The organism is Larkinella ripae (genome assembly GCF_054780775.1).
Window position 1 is genome coordinate 1 of record NZ_BAAGVR010000005.1, and the last position, 8007, is coordinate 8007.

8 protein-coding genes and 1 tRNA gene are annotated in these 8007 nt (G+C 48.3%); all 9 read left to right on the plus strand.

The annotated features are described in order from the left end of the window. Nucleotides 1–138: 138 nt before the first annotated feature. The 9 genes from ACYVHX_RS04860 (at nucleotide 139) to trpA (ending at nucleotide 7905) form a co-directional block, all read left to right on the plus strand. Nucleotides 139–212: transfer RNA gene (locus tag ACYVHX_RS04860), tRNA-Pro, on the plus strand. A gap of 182 nt (nucleotides 213–394) precedes the next feature. Beyond that, nucleotides 395–1840, plus strand: a complete 1446-nt coding sequence (locus tag ACYVHX_RS04865; RefSeq protein ID WP_460670495.1) for an anthranilate synthase component I family protein — start codon at nucleotides 395–397, stop codon at nucleotides 1838–1840. Nucleotides 1841–1852: 12 nt separating this feature from the next. After that, the gene (locus ACYVHX_RS04870) at nucleotides 1853–2419 is read left to right on the plus strand and encodes an anthranilate synthase component II (protein ID WP_460670496.1); all 567 of its coding nucleotides are present in this window, start codon (nucleotides 1853–1855) and stop codon (nucleotides 2417–2419) included. Then, complete coding sequence (locus tag ACYVHX_RS04875; protein WP_460670497.1) at nucleotides 2416–3090, plus strand: class I SAM-dependent methyltransferase; 675 nt, start codon at nucleotides 2416–2418, stop codon at nucleotides 3088–3090. Before ACYVHX_RS04870 ends, ACYVHX_RS04875 begins: the two co-directional genes overlap by 4 nt. A gap of 20 nt (nucleotides 3091–3110) precedes the next feature. Then, a complete protein-coding gene (gene trpD / locus ACYVHX_RS04880) occupies nucleotides 3111–4100 on the plus strand; it encodes an anthranilate phosphoribosyltransferase (protein WP_460670498.1) in 990 nt (329 codons plus the stop codon). A gap of 74 nt (nucleotides 4101–4174) precedes the next feature. Further along, complete coding sequence (gene trpC / locus ACYVHX_RS04885) at nucleotides 4175–4999, plus strand: indole-3-glycerol phosphate synthase TrpC (protein WP_460670499.1); 825 nt, start codon at nucleotides 4175–4177, stop codon at nucleotides 4997–4999. Further along, complete coding sequence (locus ACYVHX_RS04890; protein ID WP_460670500.1) at nucleotides 4996–5643, plus strand: phosphoribosylanthranilate isomerase; 648 nt, start codon at nucleotides 4996–4998, stop codon at nucleotides 5641–5643. The genes trpC and ACYVHX_RS04890 overlap by 4 nt, the downstream gene beginning before the upstream one ends. A 167-nt stretch (nucleotides 5644–5810) precedes the next feature. Then, entirely contained in the window at nucleotides 5811–7013 is a 1203-nt protein-coding gene (trpB, locus tag ACYVHX_RS04895) for a tryptophan synthase subunit beta (protein WP_460670501.1), read from the plus strand. A gap of 76 nt (nucleotides 7014–7089) precedes the next feature. Further along, on the plus strand, nucleotides 7090–7905 hold the full coding sequence (gene trpA / locus ACYVHX_RS04900; protein ID WP_460670502.1) for a tryptophan synthase subunit alpha: 816 nt from the start codon (nucleotides 7090–7092) through the stop codon (nucleotides 7903–7905). Nucleotides 7906–8007: the final 102 nt, after the last annotated feature.

The following is an 8007-nucleotide window of genomic DNA, read 5'->3' on the forward strand; positions in this document are numbered from 1 at the left end:
GTTAAGCCCCGTTACGCCGATGGTACTGGAGTCATGTCCGGGAGAGTAGGTGGCCGCCACCACAGATTACGTACCCATCTCCCTAACCGGAGATGGGTATATTTTTTATTATTTATAAAAGTTTTACTTTTGTCTCATCGGGGTGTAGCGCAGCTCGGTAGCGCGCTACGTTCGGGACGTAGAGGTCGTGGGTTCGAATCCCGCCACCCCGACTTAAATGTTAACGGATTACAAACATGCCTTTTGAAGTAACATCTTCTATTCTTTGGTGGCGTTCCTCTTCAATCGAAGTTGAACAGTCTACCCATGCTTTGTAACCAATTTGACCGGTTTTAGAAGCCCACTGTTCAACACAGTGGGCTTTTTTTATTTCTAAACTGTACCTTTTCTCACTATGACTGCTCCAACGATTCAAACGAAACAGATTCAATTCAGGGTAATGAGCACGTATCGAAAAATGCTGGCCGATACGTTGACACCCGTTAGTATTTACCTCCGCCTGCGGGATAAATTTGTGAATAGCATTTTGTTAGAGAGTTCGGATTATCATGGTAACGACAACAGCTATTCTTACATCTGTTTTGATCCAATCGCTAAGTTTGAATTTGATGGTGTCACTATTACTACTACGTATCCAAACGGAATTTCTAGCAGTTCTGAAGCCTCTCCAAAGGCAGATCTTTTGGCTAAAATTGAGGAGTTTAGAGCGTGTTTTCATTACCAAAAGCACGCTTTTCCTTTTATAACCAACGGCCTCTTTGGCCACATTGGTTACAATGCCGTTCAGTCTTTTGAGGACATATCTTTCAATGCCGTTCCTTCCGAAAATGACGTGCCGTTGGTCGTCTATCAGGTATTTCGTTACGTTATTGCGATCAATCATTTCAAAGACGAACTGTATCTTTTTGAACATTCTTACCTGCAGGAAGGTGAACAGCCGGGCCCTGATAACCTCGACTATATTGAGACACTGATCAAAAACCGCAATTTTCCGTCTTACACCTTCAAGATGACGGAAGAAGAGCAATCTAATTTTACAGACCAGCAGTTTTTGGAAATTATCCACAAAGGGATTGATCATTGCCACAGAGGAGACGTTTTTCAGATTGTCCTTTCCCGAAAGTTTTCAACGGCTTTTCGGGGTGATGAATTTAACGTTTACCGCGCCCTTCGTTCTTTAAATCCCTCGCCTTATCTTTTTTATTTTGATTACGGTAATTACAAACTATTTGGGTCATCGCCTGAATCACAGATTGTTATCAAAGGCCGGAACGCAATTATTTATCCGATCGCCGGTACGTTCCGTCGGACTGGCGATGACATTGCGGATGCGGAATTAGCGCAGCAGTTGCACAATGATCCGAAGGAAACCGCTGAGCATGTTATGCTGGTGGACCTGGCCCGGAACGACCTGAGCCGGAATTGTAAAACCGTCAAAGTAGAAACCTTTAAAGAAGTTCAGTACTACTCGCACGTTATTCACCTGGTTTCAAAAGTGGTTGGTGAAATGGATGAAAACGCAGAACCCTTGCGGATTGTGGGGGAAACGTTTCCGGCCGGAACTTTGTCGGGCGCACCCAAGCACATGGCCATGCGGTTGATCGATCGCTATGAAAAATCAAGTCGCGGTTTTTACGCAGGCTGCATTGGTTTTATGGATTTCAAAGGCGATTTCAATCAGGCGATTATGATTCGGACCTTTCTGAGTAAAAACAATACGTTGCATTATCAGGCCGGAGCCGGGGTAGTTGCTAAATCGAATCCGGAGAGTGAATTGCAGGAAGTGCATAACAAATTGATGGCGCTTCGGACCGCCATGAAACAGGCAGAAACTATTTAAAATCAAGGTTTTATGAAAGTGCTGGTAATCGACAATTACGATTCGTTTACATACAACCTCGTCTACATCCTCCGCGAACTTGGTCATACCGTTGATGTTCACCGGAACGATAAAATCTCGCTGGAAGAGGTCAATGCGTACGATAAAATTCTGCTGTCGCCCGGCCCAGGCATTCCATCGGAAGCCGGGATCATGCAGGAAGTTATTCGGACCTACGCGCCCACAAAAAGTATCCTGGGTATTTGCCTCGGCCACCAGGGAATCAGTGAAGTTTTTGGAGCGATGCTGGAAAATATGACTGATGTTTATCACGGTGTGGCGCATCGCACATTTTTGCAAAATACCTCGGAACGTTTGTTCAATGGGTTGCCGGAAGAGTTGCTGGTCGGGCGGTATCATTCCTGGACGGTTATTCCGGACAGTGTTCCGGCGGAACTGGTGGTTACGGCGGTTGATGAAGAAGGCCGGGTGATGGGCATTGCGCACAAAGAGTACGACGTTAGGGGTGTTCAGTTTCATCCGGAGTCGGTTTTGACCGAGCACGGGAAGCAGATGCTGGCAAACTGGTTGGACGCATGATTTTAGAATCGGTGGTTCCGTGGGGGCGTTCACTCGACGAATACCGGCGGATGTTCAACTTAACGGCTTCGGATCTGACGAAAACCGTATTGGGCGTTGGTGATGGCCCGGCGAGTTTCAACCGTGAAATGCAGCAGCTGGGCAATTCGGTGGTGTCGGTCGATCCGATTTACAGATTTTCGGCGACCGAACTTGCGTTGCGGATTGAGCAGACTTACTCTTCCGTTGTTGACCAAATGCGGTTTAATGCAGCTCAGTACAACTGGACTGAGTTTCGGGATGCCGATGACCTGGGCGATCAGCGGATGCGGGCGATGACCCGGTTTTTAAGCGATTACGAAACCGGAAGGCAGCAGGGCCGCTATTGGGCGGAATCGTTGCCGACCCTTTCGTTTCCCGATCAGGCATTCGACCTGGCACTTTGTTCGCATTTGCTGTTTTTATATACGGCGCATCTATCAGAAGAGTTTCACCTGCAAGCCATTAACGAACTAATGCGGGTGGCTAAAGAAGTTCGAATTTTTCCACTCGTGGATCTGACGGGCCAGTTTTCGCCTTACGTAAAAACCGTATCGACGGCCTGTCGGAAGAGCGGTTTTGGGGTTGAACAGATCGAAGTGCCGTACCATTTTCAGAAAACCGGGCATCAAATGCTTTGCATCAAAAAATAAAAACGCATTCCTACATACCCATGAAAGAAATACTAAACCACCTGTTTGAATACAAAACCCTAACAAAAGCAGAAGCCCAGCGGGTGCTGGTCGGAATCAGTACGGGCCAATACAATACCTCGCAGATTGCTGCTTTTCTGACGGTTTACATGATGCGAAGCATTACGGTGGACGAGCTGGAAGGTTTTCGGGACGCGATGCTGGAGTTGTGTTTGCCGGTGGATCTGTCGGAATACGATGTAATGGATTTATGCGGAACCGGGGGCGACGGCAAGGACACGTTCAATATTTCGACCCTGTCGGCTTTTGTCGTGGCGGGTGCGGGCCAGCGAATCACCAAACACGGGAATCACGGCGTTTCATCCATGTGCGGTTCTTCGACAGTGATGGAATACCTCGGTTACCGGTTTACGAACGATTACGACATTTTGCGAAGAAAAGTAGAGGATGCGGGCATCTGCTTTCTGCACGCGCCCCTCTTCCACCCGGCCATGAAAAACGTCGGCCCGATCCGGAAAGAACTGGGTGTAAAAACTTTTTTTAATGTTCTGGGACCGATGGTAAATCCGGCTTTCCCAAAAAAACAACTCGTTGGGGTGTTTAGTCTTGAATTAGCCAGATTATATGCGTATCTTTATCAGCAAACCCCCAAGCGGTTTATGATTCTACACGCTCTGGATGGCTATGACGAAGTGTCGCTGACCGGCGCCTTCAAGACAATTTCGGCACATGCTGAGCAAGTGTTGACTCCGCACCAAATTGGCTTGCCCCAGCTTCAGCCGGAACAGCTGGCCGGGGGAAAGTCCGTTGAAGATTCTGCCCAAATTTTTATGAATGTGCTCAACAATGAAGCAACAGCCGCTCAGACGGATGCGGTCGTTGCCAACGCTGCGTTAGCGCTGGTGGCTGCCGGGAAAGCCGAAACTGTTGAGGAAGGCATTGGGCAGGCGCGTGAATCGCTGGAAAGCAAGAGGGCGTTGGGTAGTCTTAAAAAATTACTGGCCGATTAATGCTAATAAAACATTTCAGGTATACAAAGTGATAAGAGTACAATACCACCGGAATAACGAGGAATAGAGATAGAATGGACGTACTTGAACGGATTATTGAGCGTAAGCGAACCGAAGTAACCTATCAAAAAACCGTAGTATCACCACGGGAACTCGAACAGCAGCCGTTGTTCAGCCGGCAACCGTTGTCTGCTCGCAAAGCCATTCTTCAACCCGGCTCGTCGGGCATTATTTCCGAATTCAAGCGTAAATCACCCTCCAAAGGCATCATCAATGATCAGGTTCCGGTAGCCGAAACCACGGCGGGGTACGTCCGGGCCGGTGCAGCCTGCCTGTCGGTTTTAACGGATGAACCTTTCTTTGGGGGTACGTCGGGCGACCTGGTGCAGGCGCGGGCCGCTAATCCTTCGACGCCGATCATCCGAAAAGATTTCATTATCGATCCGTATCAGATTCTTGAAGCGAAAGCAATCGGAGCGGATTTTGTGTTGCTCATTGCCGCCTGCCTGACGCCGACGCAGGTCATCGACTACAGCCAGCTCGCCCACGAGCTGGGGCTGGAAGTCTTGCTGGAAGTACACGACGAGCAGGAACTGGCCGATCACCTGACCGATACCGTGGATCTGGTAGGAGTCAATAACCGGAACCTGAAAACCTTCGTGACCGATATCGAAACATCCATCCGGCTTTCGGCGCTCATTCCGGATTCCTTCGTCAAAATTTCCGAAAGCGGTTTGCAGCGGGCCGAATCCATTGTGGCGTTACAGCAGGCCGGTTATCAGGGATTTTTGATTGGAGAAACGTTCATGAAAACGTCCGATCCGGCCAGCGCGTTGCAGCAATTAATCGGTGAGTTAAACCAGTTGTATCCATCATCTCAAAAACAATATAGCGTATGAAAGTAAAAGTCTGTGGAATGCGGGATTCCGACAACATCCGCGAATTGCTCGCCCTGGCACCCGATTTTATGGGATTTATTTTTTACGACAAATCGCTGCGGTTTGTTGGTGAAGAGCTGGACGCCGAATTGCTGAAGTCATTTCCGCGGAACGTCAAGAAAGTAGGTGTATTTGTAAACGCCAGCCCGGATTATATCCTGCGCAGCGTGAAGAAATATGACCTGCAGTATGTGCAGCTGCACGGAACCGAAACACCGGATTTCTGCCGGAACCTGCGAAACCGGGGCGTGAGCATCATCAAGGCATTTTCGGTCGATGAGACGTTCAACTTCAGCATGATCAACAACTACAAACCGTCCTGCGATTTCTTTTTGTTTGATGCAAAAGGCGAGCAGTTTGGCGGCAACGGGGTGACATTCGACTGGAGTCTGATGAACCGGTATGACAATGAAAAACCGTTCTTTATCAGCGGAGGAATCGACGCGGATGGTCTGGAGTCCTTGGATAAAATCAAGCACCTCAAGCTTTACGGAGTTGACATTAACAGTAAAGTGGAAATGAGTCCCGGTTTGAAAGATATCGAATTGGTAAAGGCGATTATCACCCGCTTGAAACCCGTTGAAGAAGAGGAAACCGTCGCTTAATCCGTTCGCTTGATGAGATAACTTTACATTCAGAGACAGTACGCAAAACTGTCTCCCAGGCTTTTCTGCCTTTACTAAATCGACGGCACCCTCGTATGAACCGGCATTGAAACGAAGTAACCGTTTCAGTGCGATCAGAAGTTGCTGCACCCTTGTTTTTGAGTACAATGGAAACCACAGAAGTAAAATCAGCTTATCAGGTCGACGAACGCGGCTATTACGGAACATTTGGCGGAGCCTATATTCCGGAAATGCTTTATCCGAATGTCGAGGAATTGCGTCAGAATTACCTTTCGATCATTGCCGACCCGGCTTTTCAGCGCGAATTTCGGGATTTACTGACCGATTATGTAGGCCGGCCTACGCCCCTTTTTCACGCCCGGCGTTTGTCAGAAGCTTACAACACAACCATTTACCTGAAGCGCGAGGATCTTTGCCATACCGGAGCGCACAAAGTAAACAACACCATTGGTCAGATCCTGGTGGCTCAGCGGCTGGGGAAAAAACGAATCGTCGCCGAAACCGGAGCGGGTCAACATGGTGTGGCTACGGCCACGGTTTGCGCGCTGATGGGTCTTGAATGCATTGTCTACATGGGAAGTATCGACATGGAACGGCAGAGACCCAATGTGGATCGGATGCGGATGCTGGGTGCCCGAGTGGTTCCGGCCACGAGTGGTAGTAAAACGCTCAAAGACGCAACGAACGAGGCCATGCGTCACTGGATTAATAATCCGGTTGATACACACTATGTAATTGGTTCGGTGGTTGGGCCGCATCCGTATCCGGATATGGTAGCCCGGTTTCAGTCGGTCATTTCGGAGGAGGTTCGGAAACAACTGCTGGAAAAAACCGGTCAGTCCAACCCGGATTATGTCATCGCCTGCGTGGGTGGAGGAAGCAATGCCGCCGGTGCTTTCTATCATTACCTGGACGAGCCATCGGTTCAGTTGATTGTCGCCGAGGCTGCGGGTCAAGGCTTAACCTCGGGACATTCGGCCGCTACTACGGCTTTGGGAAAACCGGGTATTTTGCACGGTAGCAGTACGATTCTGATGCAAACCGAAGATGGTCAGGTTGTTGAGCCTTATTCCATTTCGGCCGGACTTGATTATCCTGGTATCGGACCGTTGCACGCCCACCTGTTTTCGTCTGAACGCGGAACGTTCTATTCCATCACCGACTCCGAAGCACTGGAATCAGCTTTTGAGTTGAGCCGTTTGGAAGGCATCATTCCGGCCCTGGAGTCATCGCACGCATTAGCCTGTATTCCCAAATTGAATGCGGGTCCGGATGCGGTTACGGTCGTCTGCCTTTCCGGACGCGGTGATAAAGACCTGGCGGCTTACACGCAACACCTTTCCCAATAAATCCCGAATCAACCTGCTCCACCTCCTCGCCTTTGGAAGGGCGGGACAAAACTCCATTCCCTAACTGCAATCTGTTATGAACCGCATCACTGAATTGTTTCAACAAAAATCCGAGCAAGTCCTGAATGTATATTTCACGGCCGGTTTTCCACACCTGAACGATACGGTATCAATTCTGGAAACCTTACAGGAAGCGGGTGTCGATATCATTGAAATCGGAATGCCGTACTCCGACCCGGTTGCCGACGGAGAAACAATTCAGCAGAGTAACCAGCGCGCGCTGAACAACGGAATGACGCTGCGGATTCTGTTCGACCAATTGGCGACAATTCGGGATAAAGTTCAGGTACCTATTTTACTGATGGGTTATTTAAATCCGGTTGTTCAGTTTGGTGTAGAAGCATTTTGTCAGAAATGCGCCGAAGTTGGTGTTGATGGCATCATTGTGCCCGACCTTCCCATTGATATTTACGAACGTGATTATAAAGCGACCTTTGATAAATACAATTTATTAAATATATTTTTAATTACGCCCCAGACTTCCGAAAACCGTATTCACCAAATCGATGAGGAATCCAATGGATTCATTTACATGGTTTCATCGGCCAGCACCACCGGTTCACAAAAAGGGATCACCGATGAAATGAAAGCATATTTCAGCCGGATTAAAGCAATGAACATAAAAAATCCGCGTCTAATTGGTTTCGGAATTCAGGATTTTGATACGTTTCAAACCGCTAGCCACTATGCAAACGGTGCTATAATCGGAAGCGCTTTTGTACGATTGCTGGAACAAAATCAGGCCAATCAGACAACCGCCATTCATAATTTTATACAATCGATTCGGCTTTCGCAGGAAAATATAAAAATAAATTCATCGCTTACCGCTTAATAACCAGCGAGATAGAAAGCACCTCTAATTTATTTTGCATTGGGGTCTTGACAAAGGGGAAAATAATGCGGTACTTTGCAGTCCCAAATCGGGGATCGCAAC

Bases quoted from the DNA above. Each gene is read 5' to 3' on its own strand.
- ACYVHX_RS04865 (WP_460670495.1), top strand. From the start codon at position 395: ATGACTGCTCCAACGATTCAAACGAAACAGATTCAATTCAGGGTAATG.
- ACYVHX_RS04870 (WP_460670496.1), top strand. From the start codon at position 1,853: ATGAAAGTGCTGGTAATCGACAATTACGATTCGTTTACATACAACCTC.
- ACYVHX_RS04875 (WP_460670497.1), top strand. From the start codon at position 2,416: ATGATTTTAGAATCGGTGGTTCCGTGGGGGCGTTCACTCGACGAATAC.
- trpD (WP_460670498.1), top strand. From the start codon at position 3,111: ATGAAAGAAATACTAAACCACCTGTTTGAATACAAAACCCTAACAAAA.
- trpC (WP_460670499.1), top strand. From the start codon at position 4,175: ATGGACGTACTTGAACGGATTATTGAGCGTAAGCGAACCGAAGTAACC.
- ACYVHX_RS04890 (WP_460670500.1), top strand. From the start codon at position 4,996: ATGAAAGTAAAAGTCTGTGGAATGCGGGATTCCGACAACATCCGCGAA.
- trpB (WP_460670501.1), top strand. From the start codon at position 5,811: ATGGAAACCACAGAAGTAAAATCAGCTTATCAGGTCGACGAACGCGGC.
- trpA (WP_460670502.1), top strand. From the start codon at position 7,090: ATGAACCGCATCACTGAATTGTTTCAACAAAAATCCGAGCAAGTCCTG.